This is a genomic window from uncultured Psychrobacter sp., assembly GCF_947488565.1.
GTDB lineage: Bacteria > Pseudomonadota > Gammaproteobacteria > Pseudomonadales > Moraxellaceae > Psychrobacter > Psychrobacter saeujeotis.
In genome coordinates, this window is the sequence record NZ_CANKZC010000003.1 from 156,483 (window position 1) to 179,633 (window position 23,151).

The 23,151-nt window shown below is 40.7% G+C and carries 14 protein-coding genes and 2 tRNA genes; 15 read left to right on the forward strand and 1 reads right to left on the reverse strand.

The features are described 5' to 3' along the window. Positions 1–229 precede the first annotated feature (229 nt). Entirely contained in the window at positions 230–1,885 is a 1,656-nt protein-coding gene (locus tag Q0890_RS07835) for an ATPase (protein WP_299219261.1), read from the forward strand. Positions 1,886–2,329: 444 nt separating this feature from the next. Beyond that, positions 2,330–3,937 (forward strand): inorganic phosphate transporter, encoded by a 1,608-nt coding sequence (locus Q0890_RS07840; RefSeq protein WP_299219263.1) that lies wholly within the window; start codon positions 2,330–2,332, stop codon positions 3,935–3,937. A 104-nt stretch (positions 3,938–4,041) separates the two neighbouring features. Here Q0890_RS07840 and Q0890_RS07845 read toward each other — a convergent pair whose 3' ends face one another. Further along, positions 4,042–5,694, reverse strand: a complete 1,653-nt coding sequence (locus Q0890_RS07845; protein WP_299219265.1) for an aminotransferase class I/II-fold pyridoxal phosphate-dependent enzyme — start codon at positions 5,692–5,694, stop codon at positions 4,042–4,044. Positions 5,695–6,082: 388 nt separating this feature from the next. Here Q0890_RS07845 and msrB point away from each other — a divergent pair, with 388 nt between their 5' ends. The 13 genes from msrB to Q0890_RS07910 all read left to right on the forward strand — a co-directional run bounded on the left by msrB (position 6,083) and on the right by Q0890_RS07910 (position 23,036). Beyond that, entirely contained in the window at positions 6,083–6,508 is a 426-nt protein-coding gene (gene msrB, locus Q0890_RS07850) for a peptide-methionine (R)-S-oxide reductase MsrB (RefSeq protein ID WP_299219267.1), read from the forward strand. Between the two features lie 109 nt (positions 6,509–6,617). After that, entirely contained in the window at positions 6,618–7,103 is a 486-nt protein-coding gene (locus Q0890_RS07855; protein ID WP_299219269.1) for a glutathione peroxidase, read from the forward strand. 358 nt (positions 7,104–7,461) lie between these two features. Then, positions 7,462–7,537: transfer RNA gene (locus Q0890_RS07860), tRNA-Val, on the forward strand. Positions 7,538–7,587: 50 nt separating this feature from the next. Then, a tRNA-Asp gene (locus Q0890_RS07865) sits at positions 7,588–7,664 on the forward strand. 330 nt (positions 7,665–7,994) lie between these two features. Beyond that, positions 7,995–8,138 carry an EamA family transporter gene (locus tag Q0890_RS07870; RefSeq protein ID WP_299219271.1) on the forward strand — a complete coding sequence of 48 codons (144 nt, stop codon included), beginning with the start codon at positions 7,995–7,997 and terminating at the stop codon, positions 8,136–8,138. 889 nt (positions 8,139–9,027) lie between these two features. Beyond that, on the forward strand, positions 9,028–9,429 hold the full coding sequence (locus Q0890_RS07875; protein WP_299219273.1) for a hypothetical protein: 402 nt from the start codon (positions 9,028–9,030) through the stop codon (positions 9,427–9,429). A 108-nt stretch (positions 9,430–9,537) separates the two neighbouring features. Further along, positions 9,538–11,832 carry a tyrosinase family protein gene (locus tag Q0890_RS07880; protein WP_299219275.1) on the forward strand — a complete coding sequence of 765 codons (2,295 nt, stop codon included), beginning with the start codon at positions 9,538–9,540 and terminating at the stop codon, positions 11,830–11,832. Between the two features lie 867 nt (positions 11,833–12,699). Further along, entirely contained in the window at positions 12,700–12,972 is a 273-nt protein-coding gene (locus Q0890_RS07885) for a hypothetical protein (protein ID WP_299219277.1), read from the forward strand. Positions 12,973–13,080: 108 nt separating this feature from the next. Further along, entirely contained in the window at positions 13,081–16,050 is a 2,970-nt protein-coding gene (locus tag Q0890_RS07890) for a tyrosinase family protein (protein ID WP_299219279.1), read from the forward strand. Between the two features lie 370 nt (positions 16,051–16,420). Then, positions 16,421–17,182 (forward strand): acetoacetyl-CoA reductase, encoded by a 762-nt coding sequence (gene phbB / locus Q0890_RS07895; protein WP_299219281.1) that lies wholly within the window; start codon positions 16,421–16,423, stop codon positions 17,180–17,182. A gap of 123 nt (positions 17,183–17,305) precedes the next feature. Then, positions 17,306–18,025 carry a phasin family protein gene (locus Q0890_RS07900; RefSeq protein WP_299219283.1) on the forward strand — a complete coding sequence of 240 codons (720 nt, stop codon included), beginning with the start codon at positions 17,306–17,308 and terminating at the stop codon, positions 18,023–18,025. 241 nt (positions 18,026–18,266) lie between these two features. Then, positions 18,267–20,414, forward strand: a complete 2,148-nt coding sequence (gene phaC, locus Q0890_RS07905) for a class I poly(R)-hydroxyalkanoic acid synthase (RefSeq protein WP_299219285.1) — start codon at positions 18,267–18,269, stop codon at positions 20,412–20,414. 96 nt (positions 20,415–20,510) lie between these two features. Further along, positions 20,511–23,036: a DUF3141 domain-containing protein gene (locus Q0890_RS07910; protein WP_299219287.1), complete on the forward strand. Its 2,526-nt coding sequence runs from the start codon at positions 20,511–20,513 to the stop codon at positions 23,034–23,036. Positions 23,037–23,151: the final 115 nt, after the last annotated feature.

Genomic DNA, 23,151 nt, shown 5'->3' on the forward strand with positions numbered 1-23,151 from the left:
TCCTGTATGGTTAGGGATAGATGTTTCAATGAAAATGACTTTTATTTAAAAGTTATAAATGTTGGTAAATAGCACCGCTAGCGTAATATATTACCTTAAAAGAATTTAAGTTAGAATACAAATGTCAAACTGTTACATAGCACTGTAATTTACTGCTTAAGCAAGTGCTATTATTATAAAAGATTGATAGTTAATAACCTCTTGCATAAAAATAAAATGGAACTGACATATGTCTTATAATAAATCAGATGAGGCACAAAAAGCCACAGGCATTCAAATTGAAAAACAGATGATAGATCAGCGTTTGACTCCCAACCCTTTAAGTCAGTTTTCATTAGACAAGGATGCACTGAGATTGGCGTTGGTGACGGCGCAATATGCACTACGAGACACACGGCAGCAAACGACATCTCCTACCCACAAGCCAACCGGACTATTGGTACTCGTCAACGGTATGGAGCAAGCAGGCAAGGGGACGGCGGTCAAACAGCTACGTCAATGGGTTGATCCAAGATTATTAAAAGTTGAAGCAACCATTGGTCATCCGCCGCTGGCATATCAGCCTATTTGGCAAGCTCATACTCAAGCCATGCCGCGACATGGCGACGTCATGGTCTATTTTGGCAACTGGTATGCTGATCTTTTGTATCATGTGATGCACATGGCGACCACCGCTATGCAGGACGATGAACATCAGGTGCTCCCCATTACCAAATGGCAAGATTATTTACGGCAAGCCCTGCGCCAGTTGCAAGTATTTGAGCGTGATCTAGCTACAAACCAAACCAAACTACTCAAGTGCTGGTTTCATGTTGAGGTTGAAACCTTACAAGCACGTCTAAAGGATAAAGAAGCTGATCCCCAGTTTTTGTATCAAATCGATTGGGGTGATAGCGACGTAGTCGCGCAGTTTAATCGTGTGGCAGCTGAACTATTGAGGCAGCAAGATGACTGGATCGTTATCGATGGCAGCGATAAATCACAAGCAGCAACTGAGTTTTGCCATCAGGTATTACAAGCGATGCAAGGAGCGCTGGCAAGTAGTATGAGCACACATGCATCTGCCGACCTTAAAAGTGACGTAAGCCTAAGTGACGACGCAAGCCTAAGCGACGATGACAGGCAGCCAAACTTTATCTCTGTAGAAAACTTTGTCTCTGTAGATATACCCGAGCAATTAATGGATATTAAGAATCCTGATATCGATAAGTCCGACTATCATAAACAACTTGCAAACAAGCAGTCTGAGCTTGCAGAGTTACTACGCGCGCGTAAAGGTCGTCATGTGGTATTTGCCTTTGAGGGAATGGACGCAGCAGGCAAAGGCGGCGCTATTAAGAGGCTGGTTGCGCCACTCGATCCACGTGAATATCAAATTTATAATATTGGTGCACCGATGTTGTACGAGTTGCAGCATCCTTATTTATGGCGGTTTTGGACACGTTTGCCAAATGAGCAAACGGATCGTATGAGCCGTATCGCTATTTTTGATCGTACTTGGTATGGACGGGTATTGGTCGAGCGTGTCGAAGCATTGATAGACGAGTCAGAATGGCAACGCGCTTATGATGAAATCAATCGTTTTGAGGCAGAGCTCATGGCAGCAGGAACGATTGTCATAAAGTACTGGCTTGCCATTGATAAAAAAGAGCAGTTGAAACGTTTTGAGGATCGCCGTAAGACGCCGCATAAGCAATACAAGCTCACCGATGATGACTGGCGTAATCGTGATAAATGGTCAGACTATGTTCAAGCAGCAGCTGATATGCTGGCGCGTACCAATACTACTAGCGCGCCCTGGTGTGTCATCGCCACCAACCAAAAGCGTCATGCTCGTTTACAGGTACTAGACCATGCTATTGCACAGCTAAAATCTCACTTATGAATGTCAGATATTGTATTGTTTTTTATAGCAAAGCAATTAATAAGTAGGCATCAAGTTTTTTGGTCAGAATAATTCGTATGTTTTCTTTGACAATTCATTGTGAATATCGATAATAGGACCAACGAAAATTAAAGGTTTTATCAATTCTATATTTAGCCTAAGTATTAGACTAATAAAAGACAGATTTTAGTGTTTTAGTTACAAATCTTGTAGTATCGTCATGCAATATGTCTGATTATTTAATATAATAGGCGCGTGATAAAAATGACCAAATAGCATTATTTCAATTACAACTATTATGAATGAACTGTTAAGCCGCAAGATGCTTTAATCGAATGATTTGGCGTGATACTTGCGGCTTAATGGTATGATAAACGCGCTACTTTCTATCATACATTCACATCGCAAATATTTTCAATTAGCTTACGCAAGGCGCATTAATTTATGGGTATTAGCAGCAGTTCTACAGGGTCGACCAAACAAGTTGGCACTATGAGAATCAATTTATTTTTTGCTATTTTACTGATTGCGATGACCGGCTATTTTTTATGGTGGGGACTCGATTATACAATGCGTCAACAGACGACGCTATTCATTGTGGCAACCGCTTTTGGTGTCTTTATGGCATTTAATATTGGTGGTAATGATGTCGCCAACTCATTTGGCACTTCAGTCGGTGCTGGTACATTGACTATTCCACAAGCACTGGGTGTGGCAGCGATCTTTGAAGTATCAGGTGCGGTGCTGGCAGGCGGCGAGGTTACCGATACTATTCGTAAAGGTATCGTTGACTTAGACGGCTTACCTGTTAGCCCCAACCAGTTTATTTATGTCATGTTATCTGCGTTAATTGCCGCCGCATTTTGGCTGTTGTTTGCTACGCGTAAAGGTTTGCCAGTTTCCACTACCCACTCTATTATTGGTGGCGTGGTTGGTGGCTCTATTGTATTGGGTTTTGATTTGGGTGGTAGTGCAAGTGCATTTTCTACCGTTGATTGGGGTACGATAGGGACGATCGCCATTTCTTGGGTACTGTCACCATTGTTAGGCGGTGTATTGGCTTACCTACTTTATGGGCAGATTAAGAAAAACATCATTGATTATAATGATAAAGCTGAAGCTCATATCGGTGAGCTAAAAGCCAGTAAAAAAGTCTTGAAACAAGACCATAAAGAGTTTTTGGACAGTCTATCAGAGTCAGAACAGCTGGCTTATACCTCCGCGATGCTACGCGATCAAGAGATTTATAAAGATGATGATTGTGTGGTTGAAGACTTAGAAACAGATTATTATAAAGAGCTTTATAAGATTGAGCATGAGCGCAGTAATCTTGATACGCTAAAAGCCATTAAGCAGTGGGTACCTATCATTGCTGCCATGGGTGGTACGGTAATGACTTCTCTTGTGGTCTTTAAAGGTCTTAAAAACGTCAACAGCAATATGACGACCCTGCAAGGCTTTTTAATCATGGGCATGATAGGGGCGCTGGTTTGGTTGGCTACTTTTATCTATACCAAAAGTATTCGTGGTAAGCACAAAGAAGATCTTACCAAAGCGACTTTTATCATGTTTAGCTGGATGCAAGTATTTACAGCATCGGCATTTGCCTTTAGTCACGGCTCAAATGACATTGCCAACGCTGTTGGACCTTTTGCCGCGATTATGGATGTTATTCGTACTAATGAGATCGCTTCACAAGCGGCTGTTCCGCCTGCTGTGATGTTGACTTTTGGTGTGGCACTTATCGTCGGTCTTTGGTTTATTGGTAAAGAGGTCATTCAGACAGTCGGTACGAATTTGGCAAAAATGCACCCAGCTTCAGGGTTCTCTGCTGAACTTGCTGCCGCAGCCGTCGTTATGGGTGCATCTACAATGGGATTACCGGTATCGAGTACCCATACATTGGTTGGCGCTGTATTAGGGATTGGTATTGTTAACCGTGATACCAACTGGTCGCTTATGAAGCCTATTGGTTTGGCTTGGGTAATTACTTTACCAGTGGCGGCAGCACTATCGGCCATCAGCTATCTGATCCTCAAGCAAGTTTTCTAGTTAAGCTGTCGTAAAAACCTAAAAAACGCTTATCAACATCGTGCTGATAAGCGTTTTTTTGTAGAGGGTTTAAGATTTAACATTAATAAAATAATATTAAAAAACTAAGCAGTACCAAACTGCTGGCGTTTTTTGGCAAAGAAGCGATCTAACCGATCCATAGCATCTTCTAAATCGTGAAGATTAGGTAAGAACACCACGCGGAAATGATCAGGTGCATCCCAGTTAAAGCCACTCCCTTGTACCATCAATACTTTTTCTTCAAGTAATAGCTCCATCATAAACTGCATGTCGTCCTCGATAGGGTAAACGGCAGGATCCATCTTTGGAAAACAATAAAATGCGCCTTGTGGCATAGTACACGAGATACCTTTTATAGCGTTAAGACGAGAAACAGCCATTTCACGCTGCTTGTATAGACGTCCTTTTTCTGAGGTTAGCTCTTTGATACTCTGATGACCACCCATCGCGGTCTGAATAGCATATTGCCCAGGTACGTTTGAGCATAAGCGCATGGAGGCCAGCATGTCTAAACCCTCGATAAAGTCGCTGGCATGCTGTTTTTTACCCGAGACCATCAACCAGCCAGCGCGAAAACCTGCAACGCGATGCGACTTAGATAGTCCATTGTATGACAAGATAAGCACCTCATCAGACAAAGTGCTCATAGGCGTATGAGCCATATCGTCATAGAGTACGCGATCATAAATTTCATCTGCCATGATAACCAAATCATGCTCGATGGCAACTTCGATAATTTGCTTGAGAATTTCGTCTGAATAAAGCGCACCCGTTGGGTTGTTAGGATTGATGACGACAATGCCCTTGGTTTTACTAGTAATCTTTGATTTGATGTCTTCAATATCAGGATGCCAATTGTCGTCTTCATTACAGCGGTAATGCACGGCGGTGCCGCCAGCGAGATTGGTCGCAGCTGTCCATAGTGGATAATCTGGCATCGGAATCAATACCTCATCCCCATCATTCATTAGCGCTTGCATGGTCATAACAATCAGCTCAGAGACGCCATTACCCAAATAGACATCACGCACATCTACAGCAGAGAGCAGGCCTTTTGATTGGTAATATTGTAATACGGCTTTACGTGCTGAAAAGATACCCTGCGAGTCTGAATATCCAGTGGCTTCAGGCAAGTTCATTGCCACGTCACGCAATATTTCATGAGGGGCACTAAGTCCAAAAGGCGCAGGGTTACCAATGTTCAACTTTATAATCCGCTGACCTTCCGCTTCCATCTTATTCGCTGTTTGCAGCAACGGCCCTCGAATGTCATAGCAAACGTTTTGTAATTTAGTAGATTTTTTGAGTGATGTCATAGTATTACTACCTGTATTTATTTTATGTTTTGAGTCTGCTTGGTGATCTGTCAACTGTAGTACGCTATTAGTTTCTTTACTGACAGGCCTTTCTTGTAGATGAAGAGGCGGTTGGTTGGCTTGGTCGTTTGATAGGTTAGCTGTTTTATCGTTATTGGCAGCGTTTTGTTTCATAGCTTCTTTTTGTATATCGCCACGAAGTAAATAGCCTTCGCTACATCCTAAAATACGTGCGAGAGTTGGTAATTTAGAGGAAACAATACCGTTAGTGCCACGCTCCCAATTGGAGATAGCGCCGCGACTAACTTTTGCACCAGCTGCAGTCATCGCTTGGGCCAATTGTTCGGCAGTAAATCCTTTTTCACGGCGTAGCGCTACTAAGCGTTCAGCTTGTGCCATATTGCTTTTATTATCATTCATAGTTGTCTTAGCCTATTATTTTGATAAGTTTTATCATTATCTATTGCAAGATATTATTGCATTATCTATATAGATGCAAGTTTTTTAATTATTGTCTTTGCAAGTTATTCTTGCATTTGACCATGTCAAAGTAATAAGGCTACAGCCAACACGTTGTAGTTAGAGTTTTTGCATCTGATATATTGGTTATCGTAAGTATTAATAAGTAGTGGCTATCGTAGATGACATATATATGTAACGGAAATTGTATAGTTACCTTGAATAATCGTTATATAGTCAATAGATAGAAGGTGTTAGATTAGTCTGCCAATGTATTTATAGTAGGGTAGTGTTTATAACAAAACGCTATATACAGACTAGATAACCCATACTCTAATAAGGATAAATTATGCAAGACAACCAATTAAGCAAAGAAGAAATCAGCCAATTGACTGAAGCTGACTGGAAAGAGCGTTTAAGTGCTGATGAATACCATGTGATGCGTGAGAAAGGTACAGAGCGCCCATTCACAGGTGTGTACAATGATGCGACCGATGATGGCGTTTATCGCTGTAAAGGCTGCGGTGCTAGTTTGTTTGATTCGAGTAGTAAGTTTGATGCTAGCTGCGGTTGGCCAAGTTTTGACCAAGGTATTGACAATAGTGCGATTGACGAGCACGTTGACAACTCGCTAGGCATGACTCGCACAGAAGTCACCTGTAGCAATTGCGGTGCTCACTTAGGTCATGTCTTCCCTGACGGGCCACGTGAGACCACTGGTATGCGCTACTGCATCAACTCGGTCTCTATTGATTTGGATAAGTCCGAAAAGTAAGTCATGTAAATGATTTTAGAGGTGTGAGAAGGAAGTACTTGGTGCTTCCTTTTCAATAGTATTTGCTTGAATGCTCAAAAAAATAAAAACCTCAATTTAAGGATGAATAATGAGTACGATTTATGATTTTACCGCTGAGCGCATGGACGGTAGCTTGCAAGCATTTTCTGATTACAAAGACAACGTATTACTAATCGTTAATACGGCAAGTAAATGCGGTTTTACGCCGCAGTTTGAAGGGTTAGAATCATTATACCAACAGTACAAAGATCAAGGGCTGGTCGTCATTGGTTTTCCTTGTAACCAATTTGGCAGTCAAGATCCAGGCAGTAATGATGAGATTGGTGCGTTTTGCCAAAAGAACTATGGTGTCAGCTTTCCTATGATGGCAAAAACCGATGTCAATGGTGCAGATGCCCATCCTATTTACGAATGGCTCAAAAATCAGAAAGGCGGGGTATTAACCGACGGTATCAAATGGAACTTCACCAAGTTTTTGGTCGATAGCAGAGGGCAAGTCATCGAACGCTATGCCCCAACGACTAAGCCAGAAGCCATCAAAAGTGATATTGAGCAAGCACTGGCGAATAAATAAATAGCATATTTAAAAAACTTCGGTTTTTTAGGAAATATAAAAGCAATAAAAACAATTGCTTGCTAGAAATTTGAATAAAAACGTCAAAAATATCTTAAAAAGTGGAAAATAGCGTTTGACAGTCATGTGTAAATCTATATAATACACACCCACAGCAAGGGGCTTTAATTAATAAGTTCTGTGTTGTTGGAAGTTTTATGATTTTAGAGTGTGACACCTTTAGATGTTAAAGCTTTTAGGAATTTTAACTTGTAGTAAGATTAATTAATTATCTTCTTGCAAAGTTATTAGAATTTTCCCTTTAAGGAAAATTCTCTTGCGAACCTAAAATTGCAGTGCTTTTTTTATACGCTTCTCAGGGTGATTAGCTCAGTTGGTAGAGCGTCTGCCTTACACGCAGAATGTCGGCGGTTCGAATCCGTCATCACCCACCACTTATTAGCAAGTGGGCCTTTTATAAAGGCAAGATGCTAAGACGACCTAAGCAGCGGTAGTTCAGTTGGTTAGAATACCGGCCTGTCACGCCGGGGGTCGCGGGTTCGAGTCCCGTCCGCTGCGCCATATTTAAAACTTAGTTTTATACAAAAGTTTCAACCTCAAGTATTAGATTACTTGAGGTTTTTTTGTGTCTGTAATTCTCCTTAAAGCCTTTATCCGTAAGGGTTGGTTATTCTGTCTTTATCAGACCCTAAGAAGTAGTCTACTCTTTAATAAAGTATTCGCGATAAGTTTATATGTTTATTATTCTTTCAAAATTAATGATCACCTACTAACGGTAAGAATAAAGCTTTGGCTCTAGCAGCGCTAACACTGGTAGCATGGGGTAGCCTGATCGCTTATGTAATAACGCTGATTGGCTTTGAACTGTAGGCGCACTTGCTGGCGCAAAATATGGCTTCAAAGGTTGCGCCATTCGCTTTGTTGGTGCCTGTATTCGGTATGGCAACCTCAGTGCTACTTATGAGAGAAGTGGTAACATGGTGGAAGATGCTGGCTATTGGGCTGATTTTATTTGGTTTGTGCTGGCAAATGTGAAGATAGGGGTAAATATAAAGTCTGCTACTAATTAAATCGTGCTAACACTCTGTCTTTTAAATTATATTTTTAAACAATACATCAAGACAAGCATATTCCTCAAACATTAGCTTGTTTGGGATTTTTTGTGTTCAACGATTTGCTATTAAATAGGGGAGTATTACTGTGGCATACTTCACTAGAAACGATATTAATATTCTTTATCTATCATAGGCTTACAATGAAAAATTATATTCTAGAAATAGAATACTGCATAAAGTAGAGCATTGTATGGTCTACAAGTTAGAATTCATTAAACTGTAATTTACGTATTCTTTAATAGATTCAGCTTGCGTTGTCTTTACGAGAGAGTTATGGTTGTTATATAGCTGATACTAAATAAAATAAATACGCTGTATCTTTATACGATAATGGGATAAGTTTTTTATAGCACCGTCTTTGTTAGACAGTGCTATAAAAAGTTATTCTAATGACATTATATTTTTATTTTAAACGAATGATATATAGTTTATACGCTGTTCTCAGACTGTATAATCAGTCCATTATAAAATGAATACAGTGTAAGTGACTGGGGTAGATTTTACATAGCTTCTAGCTGTAACGACACTGCAAGCAAGTAACATGCGCACCAGTAACAGATTGTGATGTTTGTACTTTCTTTATTTAAGGATAGCTATACTCAAATATATTCAGATAAGAGAATACATCTGAATATATGGTAATCGTTATTGCTTCATTTGATAGAAGTCTTCTAATCAAATGAGCTTAAGATAATTGTCAAAATTTTAAATTCAATGTCGAACCTATTCGGCAATGAACCAATGATCCATGCTTTTGTAACATCAAAATAAACAGCTGTAATAAATATTTAGATAATGGAGAAATTGAGATGACTAAAAAAGATAAACTTACCTCAGATAAAAAGTATCCCAAATCTACAGAATACAAAGGACGTAAAATTAAGTTTTCTGATCTTTCAGGTTCTGAATTACAAAGCTCTGAATTACAAAGCTCTGAATTACAAAGCTCTGAATTACATGGTAAGAAAGTGCTTGAAGTCGAGAAACGTGCCGGTCTACATGATAAAAGAGCACTTGAAGTCGAAAAACGCGTTGACCACAGCCAAAAGCACTTACGAAAATTAAAAATTGAAGTTGATGAAAAAGAATTTGAAGTTGTAGAGCTGCAAGAAGGAGTATTTGAGTCTGGCTTATTACCATATTCTTCATACGAATCACCAGTTGAGTTGGCACAAGACGTGATTGATTACGTATCAGAGTTTAAAAAATAACGCCTCTTAAATATACAGTTTGTTCAAATTCACACTGCCTGGACCTTTGCTTCTAGTCATTGATGCCAAGCATTTGTTTCCAAGCATATTAAAAAGGAATTTTCACTCATGACTTGTAGAAAAAATGTGAATGCTCTGACGACAGAAGAAAAGGCCGCTTTTATTAACGCTATTAAACTCATGAAAGCGGAAGAGTACGTATATGTCGACAATCCAAACGATCCTGCACATATACGTGATAGATATCCTAATATAACCAATACTTATGATAAGTATGTACTCGATCATCACATCGGTATGTATACAGGAACCCCAGGGGGCTGGGGAAGTAATTTTTTAACTCGCAATGCAGTGTATCGTGGTCCAGCGTTTTTACCATGGCAACGTGAGTTTATACGCCGTTTTGAGCTGGACTTGGATAGGTTGGTACCGGGGGTGACTTTGCCCTATTGGGACTGGGCGTCAGATGCCGCGGATCCTATGAATGCCGCTATTTGGGCCAATGATTTTATGGGCGGTAATGGCTCTGGCCCGAATAGAGTGGTGCAAAGTGGTCCATTTGCTTACGATGATGCAGATCCAGAGAACAGTTGGGTTATTATCAATTATTTGGGACTGCCTGATGGCGGATTGGTTCGGAATTTTGGTTCTCGGCGCAATACTCCAGATTTGCCCACGCAAGCTGATATTGACGAAATCCAGCAGATATCCACCTATGATAGCGGTAACTTCAATACGAATAGCATGGGTTATCGCGGCGCGAATGAAGGGCGTCTACCTGTCAACGGCAAAACCCCTCCGCCTAGTAATACCCATGCCCTCGTACATGAGTGGATAGCTGGCTCTATGATGCTTGGTACATCGCCTAATGACCCGATATTCTTTTTGCATCATTGTTTTGTAGATAAACTATGGGCTGATTGGCAAGCGCTACATCCAACAGTGCCTTATGTACCCGACGATACAGCAAGCAATGATCTTAATGGTCATCGTTTAAACGATGAGCTTTTTGGGTTGGGTACGCTGATATCCGCGACACTAGATCATCACGCTATGGGATACTCGTATGATACGGATACACCACCCATAGTAACACCGGTCAATACAGAATTAGTGTTTAACGATACGCCTATAGGTACGACAGCGGTACAAGCCGTAACTTTTAACATTAGTGCCCCCATTCCTGATAATAGCTTTTGTAGAGATCTGGTATTCACTATTACAGATGGCCCGACAGGTACAGGGTTTGGCATTCCTAATGGCGATAGAGTCGTTATTAATAGAGACAATACCAATGTAGCAGAAGTTTGGTTTTCTTACACGGCTACTAGTAACACTGATCCAGTCACAGGAACCGCGCAAATTTCCTGTGTGCAAACGGGGCAGACTTGGTCCATTAATTTATCTACCAACACTATGCCTGTCGATAATACTACTAGAAAAAACCTAAATACCCTGACAACAGAGGAAAAAGCTGCTTTCATTAACGCTATTAAGCTTATGAAAGCCGAAGAGTACGTATATGTCGATGATCCAAACGATCCAATATACGTACGTACCAGATATATTAACATTACCAACACCTATGATAAGTATGTACTTGACCATCATATCGCTATGTACACGGCAACACCCGGAGGTTGGGGTGGAAATTTCATGAATCGAAATGGAGCACATCGCGGTCCCTCGTTTTTGCCATGGCATCGTGCATTTATACGTCGATTTGAGCTGGACTTGGCCAGATTGGTACCGGGGGTGACCTTACCTTATTGGGACTGGGCGTCGGATGCCGCGGATCCTATGAATGCTGCTATTTGGGCCAATGATTTTATGGGCGGCAATGGATCTGGCCCGAATAGAGTGGTGCAAAGTGGGCCATTTGCTTACGATGCAGCAGACCTAGAGAACAGTTGGGTTATCATTAATTATTTTGGACAACCTGATGGCGGATTGGTTCGGGATTTTGGAGGTAGTACGCCCAATCTGCCGACTCAAGCTGACGTTGACGAGATTCAGCAGATCTCTACTTATGATAGCGGTGATTTTAACCAAGCCAGTGTGGGCTATCGCGGGGCGAATGAAGGGCGTCTACCTGTCAATGGCAAAACTCCGCCGCCTGGTAATACCCATAACCTCGTACATGAGTGGATAGCTGGCTCTATGTTACCTGGCACATCGCCTAATGACCCGATATTTTTTATCCATCACTGCTTTGTCGACAAACTGTGGGCTGATTGGCAAGCGCTGCATCCAACAGTGCCTTATGCACCTGACGATACAGCAAGCAATGATCTCAATGGTCACCGCTTAAACGATGAACTTGTCGGTTTGGGTACGCTAGTATCTGAGACGCTAGATCATCAAGCTATGGGATACTCATATGATACCGATAGTCTGCCATAATGACATCGATCAATATAGCGTCAGCGTTTGATGACATGGCTATAAGTAGTACAATCATGTAAGTTGAAAGTTTTAATATTGATACATAAAAGCCAAAGGGACGACATAGATCGTCCCTTTGGCTTTTTAATGCTTAGCTTTTATAGCTTAGTATTAAGAGTTAGGTGATTCCTACTTTCCAATCCGTTTATTTTTCATTGTAAACCTTTTTTTATCTAGTATAGTGCCAATTAGCGTAGTGGCAATAAATAAGTATCTAACTAATCCATCGATATATAATCCATTACTTATGAATGTAGCCTTGACTTATTCTAGTCATTATATTTCTCCTCAAACAACATTAATCTACTATTTCGTTTTTACTTCACACTTATAAGTCATTCTAAAAATCGTATTTAAAAAATATCATGTATTATTCTACAAGATAAATTTTATTTATTGAGTATATTTGTAATTATAAATATAACAGATAGCTAAATTTTTTAAATGAATTAACAATAGTTTTTAAGATATTAATACAACGCTTATCCTCGTTCAAAGTTATGTATTCAAGGCTTGATTCTTTTCTACTATCAATACTAAAAAATACCAAAACAAATATGGACGGACAAATATTGTTAAGCCACTAATCAAAACCTCTACTAATGAAGCATTATAAGTTTGACAACTTAAATTAGACTGTGTATAGATAAAGGTGATAAACCCTTGATGTAATAGATAATTTCCAAGCATTAGTATATTTATTTCAGGTATTTGGTTATTATTTTTACATCTGCTCGTGTTAACGATTTTCAGTTGTGATATCTACTGCAATGCAAGGCTAAACCAAACAATCGTACTAAATATCTGGCTAATGGAGAGTTTAAAATGATTAAAGACAACAAGCATATCCCAGATGAAAAGTATCCCAAATCTATAGAGTATAAAGGACGAAAAATTACCTTTTCTAAACTGTCAAGCTCTGATAAAAGCCAAAAGATTTTGCAGGTGTTAAAGGTTGAAATAGACAATAAAGCATTTGAAGTCGTAGAGTTTCGCGATGGACTATTTGAGTCCGGTTTAATGCCGTATTCTTCGTACGAGTCGCCGGTTGAATTAGTACATGATGTGATTGATAACCTACCAAATTTTGTAAAATAATCGATTTTGCCTACATGGTTTATTTAAGCTCACAATGCCTGGACCTTTGCTCATCGTTATTCGTTTCAAGCATCTAATTCCAAGCATTTAATAAAGGAGTTGTCACTCATGACTTGTAGAAAAAACGTGAACTCTCTAACGACAGAGGAAAAGGCCGCTTTCATTAGTGCAATTAAACTGATGAAGGCTGAGTTATACGCATACGTCGACGATGAAGATGATCCAGCACACGTACGCGCCTTATACCCTTTAATCAATAACACCTATGACAAGTATGTACTTGACCACTATATGGCCATGAACTGGGCAACACCAGGAGGTTGGGATTGGGCTTTAGATCCAATGAGTCCTAGCCTGTTTATGATTCGAAATGGAGCACATCGCGGTCCGGCGTTTTTGCCATGGCACCGTGCGTTTATACGCCAGTTTGAGCTGGACTTGGACAGATTGGTACCTGGGGTAACATTACCATATTGGGACTGGGCAGCAGATGCAGCGGACCCTATGAATGCCGCTGTCTGGGCCAATGATCTTATGGGCGGCAATGGATCTGGTGCGGGTAATTTTGTTCAAGATGGTCCATTCAGAGCAGACATTTGGGATATTGTAGTCATTGACGTTGGTTTTAGACAACTAGATTTGACCAATCCACAGGTTCGAATTGACGAAGATCTGGTTCGGCGGTTTGGCGCTAGCATTAGGGCTCCTAACTTGCCCACTCAGGATCATGTTGATGAAATTCAAGCGATAACGCCATATGACAGCGCTGATTTTGATAGAGTAAGCACAGGTTATCGAGCTGCGAACGAGGGGCGTATGGCTCTTGTAAGTGGAAATTCTCCACCGCTCTCCAATACTCATAATCTCGTCCACGAATGGGTAGGAGGTTCTATGCTTCCAGGCACTTCTCCTAATGACCCGGTCTTTTTTCTGCATCACTGCTTTGTGGATAAACTATGGGCTGATTGGCAAGCGCTGCATCCGACAGTGCCTTATGTTCCTGTTGACTCAGGAAGCAATGATCATCTCGATGGTCACCGCTTGAATGACACACTCTTTGGTTTGGGAACGCTGGTATCTGAGACGTTGGATCACCACGCTATGGGATACTCATATGATACGGATACGCCGCCTATAGTGATACCCCTCAACACGACATTAGTGTTTAACGCTATACCTGTAGGTAGTACAGCGGTGCGGGCTGCAACTTTTAACATAAGTCCTCCCAGTCCTGACAACAGTTTTTGTAGAGAACTAATATTTACTATCACGGCCGGCCCTACAGGCACAGGGTTTGGAACGCCTGACGGTGATAGGGTTGTCGTTAATACAGATAGTACTAATGTAGCGCAGGTTTGGTTTTCTTACACAGCTACCAGTGTTGGTAGCTCAGGTCCAGAAACCGCGCAAATTACCTGTGTACAAACTGGGCAAGCGTGGTCTATCAGTTTATCTGCCACGACTATCCCCAAACCAACGGTCGCCACCGTTTTGGTGCTGGATAAATCTGGTAGTATGGCTTGGGACGCAGGCGATGGTCGGTTACGTATTGAAGTGCTCAAAGACAGCGCGCCTGTATTCGTCGATCTATTGGGCGACGAAGACGGCATTGGTGTGGTGTATTTCGACAGTAATGCGACCCCGGGGACTTCGATTGCGGTTGCGGGCGCGTTAGGCACGGGCTCTGGGCGTATAGCTGCGAATGAAGCCATCATGGATCAACCATCATCTGGCGGTTCGACGTCTATTGGTGCTGGGATTGAGTTGGCTAGTAGCGAGTTGGGTGATTTGACACCTAGCAGCTATAATCATACTGCTATGGTGGTACTCACGGATGGTCGCGAAAACCGATCGCCTTACATTAGCCAACTTCTAGATGATGGCATTATCAATGATAGCGTCTTTGCTATTGGCTTAGGAACGGCGCTACAGATCAGTCCTGCTGCTTTGGAAGCATTAACTGGTAGTACAAATGGTTATGTCTTAATGACTGGTACTTTGGATACTGATGACTACTTTACGCTTCAAAAATATTTTTTGCAGATACTGTCAGGAGTTAAAAATACGGAGGTAGTGATGGATCCCGAGGGTTGGATTCAACCTGCCCGTAAGATACGTATTCCGTTTAATCTTAACGAAGCAGATATCACAGTAGATGCAATCTTGTTGACGGGAGACGCTCTACCAGATGTTTTTGACTATATGCTTGAAACTCCAAGTGGCAAAATAATCGACCCAAGCATTGCCAACGCTTCTGTTGAGTTAGCGTTTTCAGCAAGTGAACACGTGCAGTTTTATCGCATGACTTTGCCGACCGCTGTTGCAGGGCTTGAAGAACGTGAAGGTCAATGGCATGCAGTCCTCAATCTGAATGAAAAAGTATTCGCTAAATATTTAGCCAGCCTTGAAAACGACCGTGAAAAATTTAATAAGGTCAAGACACACGGGCTACGCTATTCCTTTAATGTGCATTCTAGTTCTGATCTACGCCTTAGAGCGCAGCTTGAGCAGGCTACCCGAGAGCCAGGCGGCATGATAACTTTATCAGCTCAATTGACTCAGTACGAGCGCCCCTTAGACAATGGTGCGTCCATCCGAGCAGAGTTAGAAAGACCTAATGGCACTAAAGTAAATTTAACCCTATCGGAGGTTGAGCCTGGTGTTTTCAATGTCGCATTCCATGCTGGTTCAGCCGGTATCTATAAGGTGCGGGTTTTGGCGAAAGGTCAATCAATACAAAACAACCCCTTTACAAGGGAGCAGCTCTTAAGTGCTGCTGTCTGGATAGGCGGTGATGATCCATTCCCAAGCAGTAATACGGATGGATATGATCAAAAACTTTGCCATCTGCTTATGTGTTTGCTAGAGAAAGATAGTATTCGCAGCTTTCTCAAACGACAAAAGATTGATGCCGAAGAGGTGAGCGAATGTCTTAAAAAAGCTTGTGCAGATAACCGTCGATCAAAGTTACGACCAGAGGTTACTAACAATAAAGAATTGACCGATGCCTTGGTCGCGTTTGTTAAAAACCCAAGCCTCATAGTAAAGTGGCTTAGAAATGCAAAAAATAAGTCGTAATGTTATGAACGTATAGCAAGATAGATGTATAACCAGCCAAAGGGACGGCATACTGCGTTTCTTTGGCTTTATAGTTAATATATCAATGATTTTCAAAAATTTTTTTAACATTACTCAGATTGATACCTAAGTTTAGCTTATTACTTGAATTTAGATTGGTATCTTACATGGTAATTTTGCTAAATATCGAAGTAACTTGACCTTTATGTCGTATTGTTAAACGCAGTCGTTTTCTTTAATACTAAACCCCTACAAATAACAATGATTTATTACCAACATAGGATAATTATCAGGGGAGAACTGTGTTATATTCCAGTAAAAGAATGTAGCTGTACGTTAATTATTCATCAATAAGATAAGGAAGTTTTTTATGTCAAAATCGAATGTTTCAGACAAAAAAGTTGCTTTAGTAACAGGTGCACTTGGTGGAATCGGTACAGCTATTTGTGAGAAGTTAGTGACTAGTGGCTATCATGTCATAGCAACCTTAAGTAAAGAAGATCCTGAGCGTACAAAAAAGTGGTGCAATGATAATGGATTTGACTCAGATAACTTTGAGTTTCTTGCCGTTGATGTGAGTAATCACGAAACCGCAACGGCAGCGATTCAACAGGCAATTGATAAGTACGATAGCATTTATGCTTTGATAAACGGAGCAGGTATCACTCGTGATAGTAGCTTTAAAAAAATGAGCTTTGCGCAATGGAAGGAAGTAATTGACACTAACTTGACGTCTCTTTATACCATTGTTCATCCAGTTTTTGTCAAAATGCTAGAACAAAAAACTGGCCGCATCGTCAATATCAGCTCGATAAATGGCTTACGTGGTCAGTATGGGCAGACGAATTATTCAGCCGCCAAAGCAGGCATTATTGGATTTACTAAGGCATTGGCATACGAAGGGGCTGCTTCATCAGTTACAGCCAACGTCGTTGCTCCTGGTTATACATATACACCCATGGTGGAGAGTGTACCTGAACATATTATGGATAAAATTAAAGAAACTATTCCAATGAGTCGTTTGGCTAGTGCAAACGAAATCGCTGCTGCTTGTATGTATCTTATCAGTGAAGATGCCATATTCGTCACAGGTGAAACCATATCAGTAAATGGTGGTCAGTATATGTCTTAACTTTACTGTTAAACATTTTTGTTACAGTACTGTATAAAGTAACAAACTTAATAATATTATAATGTTTTCTTAACCTTTAACGCATACGATTTTTTCTCAACCGTCAATATACGGAGCAATAAGATGTCACAACAAACCCCGCAAGATTATATGAATCAGTTTAATGAAAATGCAAAAAAAATGTTCGAACCTTGGACAAAGCTAAACCAATCGTTCGATACAAGGAGTAATGATATGTCACAACAGACCCCGCAAGATTATGTCAATCAGTTCAATGAAAGCGCCCAAAAAATGTTTGAACCTTGGACCAAGTTAAACCAAGCTTTTTTAAAAAACGCTGAAATGATGACCGAGTTTTCACTTAATACTATTAAGACCTACGCAGAAATGGGTCTAGAAAACATGCGTCAAGTTTCAGAAATAGACTCTCCAGAAGCTGCCAAAGACTTTAGCAGCAAGCAAGCAGAGATGCTTAATACCATCAGTCAAAAAATGTTGTCAGACGCTCAGCGCATGACAGAGCTTGGCAGCAATATGCATGATGACGTTATGAAAGTTTTGGGTGAAGTTCAGGGTCAAACCAGTGAGCAAATGCAGTCAAATATGCAGAAAACTGCTGATCAAGCAACAAAAAAAGGCCAAGAGTACGCAGCAAACATGAACAAAATGGCTGAGCAGTTTACTGAGCAAGCCACAAAAGCTGCAAAAACTGCGACTGGTGCAAATACCAAATCAGGTGCAAAGACAAATACCAATGCTAGCTCGAATACCTCAAATACGAAAGCGAGCACAAAGACTGGGACTGGTAATACCAGCAGTACTGGAAAATCAACAAATAAGTAATTGTAATTACTGATAAATTTAATCATCTTATTAGTTGTTATTGATGAGATATCATGTAATTATTAAACCTAAAAGGTGGGTTAGAGAACTCTATCCCATCTTTTTTCTATTGTGCTAGCTTTATTGGATCAATAGGCTTGCACTTTTGTACAAATTAGAAGTGTTTTATAACTATATATCGTTTAAAGCTGGATACTGTTTAAATCCAGTATCGTTTATGGATAGGAAAATAGGTACAGATATGGATAATCATAAGTCCGATAAAAACAATCAGCAATCCGATGACCAATCAAATATATCATCGCAAAAATCAAATACACAACAGTCAAATACACAAGATAGTCAAAATAATACTAGCGATGCCTTTAACTTTAATAGCTTCGGTCAACAATATTTAGATCAGTTAAACCAAGTAAATCAGCTCAATCAATCTTTATTTGATCAATCTAGTCAAGCTTCAAATCCGTTCGAAGCCAACATGAAGCTATGGCAGAACTCAATCAATAATTTTGGCAATTTTATGATGCCAAGTACTTCTGAAAACGTTGGTGCTCAACAGACAGACTCATCGCAAAACGATAAAAGTAAAGATCAACAAACCGCTAACAACGATATGAATGGTCTTAATGAGTTGTCCCAAAAGCTTTTTAGTGAAACGTTAAAACGTGCTGGTAAAGATGACAATATAAGCCAATCTTTGATGCTCAACATGATAGACGGTTGGCAGAAGTTCAGTACAGGTGTGGCAGAAAAAAGCCCCACTGCATTAATTGAACAACAAATGAATTTATGGAAACAACAGTTTCAGCTGTACCAAAATACCCTAATGAAAGGGTCAGAAGACCAAATACAACCTCTTGCCACCCCAGAAAAAGGCGATAAACGTTTTGCAGACGAAGAATGGACAAACAATCCTATCTTTGACTTTTTGAAACAAAGCTATTTGCTAACAGCTAACGGCATGATGGACACTATTGATAATACTGAAGGTGTTGATGAAAAAACCCGCCAACGTTTGTCGTTCTTTACGCGTCAATGGCTAAACGCAATGGCACCAAGTAATTTTTTATGGAGTAATCCTGAAATACTGCGATTGACCATGGAATCAAAGGGCCAAAATCTGGTAAGAGGACTCAAGCAGCTAACAGAAGACATGGAAAAAAGCTCTAAAATGCTAAGCATTCGCATGACTGATCATGATGCGTTTAAGCTTGGTGAAAACATTGCCACGACAGCAGGTAAGGTGGTGTTTCGTAACCGATTGTTTGAGTTGATACAATATAATCCGTCGACAGCCAAAGTTCATAAACGACCTTTATTAATTGTGCCACCATGGATTAATAAATTTTATATCATGGATCTAAAAGAGAAAAATTCATATATCCGTTGGGCGCTTGATGAAGGCCATAGCGTCTTTGTGATGTCGTGGGCCAATCCAACGCGGGCTTATAAAGACGTCAATATGAAGGATTATATGCACGAGGGACTGCTGACGGCTTTAGATGTCATTAAAGAGATTACAGGGGAGTCAGCTGCTAACGTCATCGGTTATTGCATTGGTGGTATGTTGCTGGCGTTGACGCTATCTTGGTTGACTGAAAATAAGCAAGCAGATCGTATAGCCAGTGCAACTTTTTGGGCCACGATATTTGACTTTAGTGATCCTGGAGACTTAGGCGTATTTATTGACGAACGTACGGTCAGCGCGCTTGAGCAAGAAGGAGAGCAGCAAGGGGTATTTGACGGACGTCTAATGGGCGCTGCCTTTAGTCTTTTGCGCGAAAACAGTCTTTATTGGAATTATTATGTGCAAAATTACCTAAAAGGGGAGCGTCCAATTCCGTTTGATCTTCTATATTGGAACTCTGATGCTACCAACGTGACTGCCGCATTGCACAGCTTTGTACTACGCGAGTTGTATTTGGGTAATAAGATGATTGAAAAAGGCGAGTTGGTATACGACGGTGTAAAGATTGATTTGTCAAAAGTGACTATCCCAACCTATGTCGTAGCAACATTACAAGACCATATCGCCAAATGGAAAGGAAGCTATGCGTCTACACAAGTGCTGGGCGGTGATGTTACCTTTGTACTCGGTGAGTCAGGGCATATCGCTGGCATTATCAACCCGCCAACGGGTAAGTATGGCTTTTATACCCATGAAGATTATGTCGCCGATCCTGATGAATGGTATGCCAAAGCAGAAAAGCACGATAAGAGCTGGTGGCTACATTGGAGCGAATGGATCAATCAGCATAGTGCAGGTGAAGTGGATAGCAGACAACCGGGTATCACGCATACAGGTAAAGAGTGGCAGGTACTCTCTGATGCTCCAGGGGAGTATGTACACGTCAGGGCAGATGAAGCGTTACGCTCAACTGAACCTTAATAAATCTTGTCTGTTAGTAAACAATTAGCCTTAGTGGATAATCAATAATAGCAGTATATAAAAAACATTATCGTCAACTCAAAATTGGAACCACCTATGTCAGACACTATTGAAAAAAATATTGAAAATCCAAACAAAGCCGAGGTGTGGTTAAGTCGTAGCAACCCACATCATAGAGCCACAGGTTTGATACCAAACTTTCAAGAGATGGTAAACCATCAGTTTTACAAAAATGAAAATACCATAGACGAGCTCAACCTACAAAATAACTATAGAACAGACGGCGCAGGTTTACTGATAGAGGTTACTTGTAAGCATTTACAACAAAATCATAAACAAATTCAAGAAAATATCCAGACTCTGAATCAAGATAAGAATGCCATTATAAAAAGTTGGCAGAAGACCTCTACGCCAAAAAAACTATGGCAAGAATGGTTGAGCTACAGTACAGATAGTAGTAAACGACTTTTACAAACAGTCGATGTACTTAAAGAGCGTGGTGATATTTTTCTTGAGCATGAGCTGGCTGGCTGTCCGCCAGTCTTAGATTATGACTATCAAGTAATCATGGATGCAACCAAGTTTGAACGCCCATGCAATTACGTCTTGCTAAGAATAGAACCACCTAAAGGGATTGTCACCAATGATGATGAGCGCCCTTATATCGTGATTGACCCCAGAGCTGGCCATGGTGCAGGTATTGGTGGCTTTAAGCATGAGAGTCAAGTCGGTGTTGCCCTTAGCCAAGGCCATCCTGTGTATTTTGTGGCATTTAAGCGTCTTCCTGAGCCGACGCAAACCATTGCCGATATTACTTATGCTGAAGGAAAGTTTGTCCGTGAAGTAGAAAAAAGACATCCCCATGCACAATCACCAGTAATCATTGGTAACTGTCAAGGTGGGTGGGCGGCGCTTATTTTGGCTGCAACCAATCAAGATATCAAAGGGCCTATCGTCTTAAATGGTGCGCCTATCTCAGCTTGGAGCGGAGAGGTTGGGGTCAACCCGATGCGTTACAAAGCAGGCGTCAATGGTGGTACTTGGCTATCTATGCTTAGTGCTGACATAAATAATGGCGTATTCGATGGGGCAGCACTGGTTGATAATTTTGAAAAAATGACCCCTTATCGTAACTATGTCGGAAAATATTACGATCTGTACAAGAACCCAGAAGCTAATCGTCAGCGCTTTCTTGACTTTGAGCGTTGGTGGGGTGGTTTCTTTTTAATGAATGACAAAGAAATTCAGTGGATTGTAGAAAACATCTTTGTTGGCAATCGTCTTGCTCGCAATACCGCGCAGTTAGAGAAAGGGACAAATATCGATCTGCGTAATGTCAAAGCACCTATTATCGCTTTTGCTTCACATGGTGATGATATTACCCCGCCTCCTCAAGCATTATCATGGATTCTAGATGCTTATAGTGATGAGCGAGATGTTGAGGTTTGCGGTCAACGTATTATCTATATGATTCATGAGCAAGTAGGCCATCTAGGTATCTTTGTCAGCTCCAAAATTGCCAATCATGAGCATACAGGTATAGCCTCAATCATGGATATGATTGAAGTTTTACCACCAGGATTGTATGAGTTGCACATTGATCATATTGAGGGCTCGGGGCAAGAAAAAACGTTTACCGTTGATCTAAAACGTCGTACTTTTAAAGATTTAAATCAAGCGCTAGGAGACGACCGAACCGATGAAGAATTATTCAAAGCGGTACACCGCTACTCGATGACTCAAACTCAAGCTTATGAACATAACTTGCGTCCACTAGTAAAAGCTATGAGCAATGAGACTTCCGCTCAATTTCTTCGTACTATGCATCCATTGAGACTTCAAAGAAGCATGTGGAGTAGCAAAAATCCACTAGCTGTAGCTGCTTGTCATTTGAATAAAACAATGACTAGTACAATTGATAATTATGAAAGTGCAGACTTCGTCCCTACACAAAAAACGCAAAAATTGCCTAATCCTTCTAATGCTTATGCCAGAGTCAAACTGCCAGCCATTGAATCTATGCAGCAAGATAATCTTTTCTTGCAAGTCGAAAAAATGTTTATGGATAGTGTCAGAGTGACGCTGGACTTTTGGCGAGATTGGCAGGGTAGATATACAGAGAGTATGTTCTTTGGGATTTGGTCAATGCCTTGGTTTCGTGAATATGGAGAATCAGTAGGCTCACGTCGTCTGTTGAATAAAGACGAACTGCATGAATTGCCAAAGGTAGAAGAGGCACTGACCAAAATCTCTGAAGGCAGTTTTAATGAAGCTGTCGTGCGTATGATGATTTTGTGTAATATAGTTGCTGATGACAATATAGACCGTGACCAGCTGATGCGTTTGACTGAAGTGCTGACTGAACAAGAACCATTTAGTCAACTTTTGAATACTGAATTGGCAGCCATGATACATACTCAGACGCTTATCGTTCGTTTTGCTGAAGATGACTCTATTAAATCTTTGAGCACACTTATCGAAACCAAGTCAGAACGTATCAAAGCATTCAAACTGGTTTATTATGTGGTTGGCGATAAATCAGAAGATAGGAATTATAGGACGCTATCGATGATGAATGATATCAAAGCTACATTGGGTTTAGCTGATACTGATATTAAATAGTAGTTTTCACAAATGCGAAAACCTCAAGTATTGGTTTACTTGGGGTTTTTTTGTCTGATGACTTGTTGAGCATAGCGCATGGTTAAATAAATATTTTTGCAGCTCGAGACTATGC

Coding starts and splice junctions, on each gene's coding strand:
- Q0890_RS07835 (WP_299219261.1), top strand. CDS start 230: ATGTCTTATAATAAATCAGATGAGGCACAAAAAGCCACAGGCATTCAA.
- Q0890_RS07840 (WP_299219263.1), top strand. CDS start 2,330: ATGGGTATTAGCAGCAGTTCTACAGGGTCGACCAAACAAGTTGGCACT.
- Q0890_RS07845 (WP_299219265.1), bottom strand. CDS start 5,694: ATGAATGATAATAAAAGCAATATGGCACAAGCTGAACGCTTAGTAGCG.
- msrB (WP_299219267.1), top strand. CDS start 6,083: ATGCAAGACAACCAATTAAGCAAAGAAGAAATCAGCCAATTGACTGAA.
- Q0890_RS07855 (WP_299219269.1), top strand. CDS start 6,618: ATGAGTACGATTTATGATTTTACCGCTGAGCGCATGGACGGTAGCTTG.
- Q0890_RS07870 (WP_299219271.1), top strand. CDS start 7,995: ATGGCTTCAAAGGTTGCGCCATTCGCTTTGTTGGTGCCTGTATTCGGT.
- Q0890_RS07875 (WP_299219273.1), top strand. CDS start 9,028: ATGACTAAAAAAGATAAACTTACCTCAGATAAAAAGTATCCCAAATCT.
- Q0890_RS07880 (WP_299219275.1), top strand. CDS start 9,538: ATGACTTGTAGAAAAAATGTGAATGCTCTGACGACAGAAGAAAAGGCC.
- Q0890_RS07885 (WP_299219277.1), top strand. CDS start 12,700: ATGATTAAAGACAACAAGCATATCCCAGATGAAAAGTATCCCAAATCT.
- Q0890_RS07890 (WP_299219279.1), top strand. CDS start 13,081: ATGACTTGTAGAAAAAACGTGAACTCTCTAACGACAGAGGAAAAGGCC.
- phbB (WP_299219281.1), top strand. CDS start 16,421: ATGTCAAAATCGAATGTTTCAGACAAAAAAGTTGCTTTAGTAACAGGT.
- Q0890_RS07900 (WP_299219283.1), top strand. CDS start 17,306: ATGTCACAACAAACCCCGCAAGATTATATGAATCAGTTTAATGAAAAT.
- phaC (WP_299219285.1), top strand. CDS start 18,267: ATGGATAATCATAAGTCCGATAAAAACAATCAGCAATCCGATGACCAA.
- Q0890_RS07910 (WP_299219287.1), top strand. CDS start 20,511: ATGTCAGACACTATTGAAAAAAATATTGAAAATCCAAACAAAGCCGAG.